The organism is Allobosea sp. GW822-FHT03F07 (genome assembly GCF_058801345.1).
Window position 1 is genome coordinate 2,501 of the sequence record NZ_JBXAND010000028.1, and the last position, 3,125, is coordinate 5,625.

Below are 3,125 nucleotides of genomic sequence, written 5' to 3' on the forward strand. Positions count from 1 at the left end.
TGACGCTGCACTACGAATTGTCAGATGAAGGTATTGAAACCTGAATACATAGGGTTTCAAAGCTAACCCAGGGAACTGAAACATCTAAGTACCTGGAGGAAAGGACATCAACGAGACTCCGTTAGTAGTGGCGAGCGAACGCGGACCAGGCCAGTGCTTGTCTGGAATTAACCGGAAGTGGTTGGGAAGCCACGCATCAATGGGTGATAGCCCCGTACGGATACGAGACCAGACGAGACATGAGTAAGGCGGGACACGTGAAATCCTGTCTGAACGTGGGGGGACCACCCTCCAAGCCTAAGTACTCCTCAGCGACCGATAGTGAACAAGTACCGTGAGGGAAAGGTGAAAAGCACCCCGACGAGGGGAGTGAAACAGCACCTGAAACCGAATGCTTACAAACAGTGGGAGCTCAAGGTTCGTCCTGGGTGACCGCGTACCTTTTGTATAATGGGTCAGCGACTTAATCTGACGAGCAAGCTTAAGCCGATAGGCGTAGGCGCAGCGAAAGCGAGTCTGAACAGGGCGTTCAGTTCGTCGGATTAGACCCGAAACCGGGTGATCTAGCCATGAGCAGGTTGAAGGTAAGGTAACACTTACTGGAGGACCGAACCGGTGCCTGTTGAAAAAGTCTCGGATGACTTGTGGCTAGGGGTGAAAGGCCAATCAAACTCGGAAATAGCTGGTTCTCCGCGAAAGCTATTTAGGTAGCGCCTCGCGTGAATACTCTCGGGGGTAGAGCACTGGATGGGCAAGGGGTGCTTACCGCATTACCGATCCTAACCAAACTCCGAATACCGAGAAGTACTGCGCGGGAGACACACGGCGGGTGCTAACGTCCGTCGTGGAGAGGGAAACAACCCTGACTTACAGCTAAGGCCCCCAATTCGTGGCTAAGTGTGAAAGGATGTGGGAATCCCAAAACAACCAGGAGGTTGGCTTAGAAGCAGCCATCCTTTAAAGAAAGCGTAACAGCTCACTGGTCTAAACAAGGGTTCCTGCGCCGAAAATGTATCGGGGCTCAAGCCACGAGCCGAAGCTTAAGGTTTGCACTTTGTGCAAGCGGTAGCGGAGCGTTCCATAAGCCAACGAAGGCGGACCCGTGAGGGCTGCTGGAGGTATTGGAAGTGCGAATGCTGACATGAGTAACGACAAACAGTGTGAAAGACACTGTCGCCGAAAGTCCAAGGGTTCCTGCGTAAAGTTAATCTCCGCAGGGTTAGCCGGCCCCTAAGGCGAGGCCGAAAGGCGTAGTCGATGGGAATGAGGTGAATATTCCTCAGCCAGTTGGTAGTGACGGATCGCGTACGCTGTCGGGTCTTATTGGATTGACCCGGCTTCCAAGCGGTTCCAGGAAATAGCTCCAACATCAGACCGTACCCTAAACCGACACAGGTGGACTGGTAGAGTATACCAAGGCGCTTGAGAGAACTATGCTGAAGGAACTCGGCAATTTACCTCCGTAACTTCGGGATAAGGAGGCCCAGTGTCTAGGCAACTAGGCATTGGGGGCACAGACCAGGGGGTAGCGACTGTTTAACTAAAACACAGGGCTCTGCGAAATCGTAAGATGACGTATAGGGTCTGACGCCTGCCCGGTGCCGGAAGGTTAAAAGGAGGTGTGCAAGCACCGAATTGAAGCCCCGGTAAACGGCGGCCGTAACTATAACGGTCCTAAGGTAGCGAAATTCCTTGTCGGGTAAGTTCCGACCTGCACGAATGGCGTAACGACTTCCCCGCTGTCTCCAGCATAGACTCAGTGAAATTGAATTCCCCGTGAAGATGCGGGGTTCCTGCGGTCAGACGGAAAGACCCCGTGCACCTTTACTGCAGCTTTGCGCTGGCATTCGTGTCGGCATGTGTAGGATAGGTGGTAGACTTTGAAGCCGGGGCGCCAGCTCTGGTGGAGTCATCCTTGAAATACCACCCTTATCGTCATGGATGTCTAACCGCGACCCGTAAGCCGGGTCCGAGACAGCGCATGGCAGGCAGTTTGACTGGGGCGGTCGCCTCCCAAAGAGTAACGGAGGCGTGCGAAGGTGGGCTCAGAGCGGTCGGAAATCGCTCGTTGAGTGCAATGGCATAAGCCTGCCTGACTGCGAGACTGACAAGTCGAGCAGAGTCGAAAGACGGCCATAGTGATCCGGTGGTCCCGCGTGGAAGGGCCATCGCTCAACGGATAAAAGGTACGCCGGGGATAACAGGCTGATGATTCCCAAGAGTCCATATCGACGGAATCGTTTGGCACCTCGATGTCGGCTCATCACATCCTGGGGCTGGAGAAGGTCCCAAGGGTTCGGCTGTTCGCCGATTAAAGTGGTACGTGAGCTGGGTTCAGAACGTCGTGAGACAGTTCGGTCCCTATCTGCCGTGGGTGTAGGATATTTGAGAGGATCTGCCCTTAGTACGAGAGGACCGGGGTGGACGTACCTCTGGTGGACCTGTTGTGGCGCCAGCCGCAGTGCAGGGTAGCTATGTACGGTCGGGATAACCGCTGAATGCATCTAAGCGGGAAACCCACCTCAAAACGAGATATCCCTTGAGAGCCGTGGAAGACGACCACGTTGATAGGCCGGGTGTGTAAGTGCAGTAATGTGCTCAGCTTACCGGTACTAATTGCTCGATCGGCTTGATCGTTCTCATGATCAATGTCCGCACACTTACAAACTGCGAACACTCAGCGCTCCCCCCGCACGGACGAGCGCTGCGAAACAAAAGACCATATGCTTGCCAATATTCTTTGCCGGCCCGGTGGCTTGAGCGAGGAGCCAGAACCCGATCCCATCCCGAACTCGGCCGTTAAACTCCTCAGCGCTGATGGTACTGTGTCTCAAGACCCGGGAGAGTAGGTCGTTGCCGGGCCTGTCAAGAATATCCCCTCATCACAATGACGAAACGCACGACAACGCGGCGGCCGACAAAACGTCGCCGCCGCGTTCGCGTATCAAGCCCAGGCCCCAAAGGCCAAGGCAAACCGGTTCAGACCCTTATCGCGGGGTGGAGCAGCCCGGTAGCTCGTCAGGCTCATAACCTGAAGGTCGTCAGTTCAAATCTGGCCCCCGCAACCAAATTGACCGAACGCCGATTCTCGGCACCAAAAGCCGCCCTCCAAAGGGCGGCTTTTT

Annotated in this window: 1 tRNA gene and 2 rRNA genes (1 of these 3 cut by a window edge); all 3 read left to right on the forward strand. The window is 54.9% G+C overall.

The annotated features are described in order from the left end of the window. Positions 1-2,637, forward strand: a 23S ribosomal RNA gene (locus AC1RMY_RS26490); it begins 166 nt to the left of the window's first position. Positions 2,638-2,747: 110 nt separating this feature from the next. Then, positions 2,748-2,862, forward strand: a 5S ribosomal RNA gene (gene rrf / locus AC1RMY_RS26495). Positions 2,863-2,991: 129 nt separating this feature from the next. Further along, positions 2,992-3,068 (forward strand) — tRNA-Met (locus AC1RMY_RS26500). Positions 3,069-3,125 lie beyond the last annotated feature (57 nt).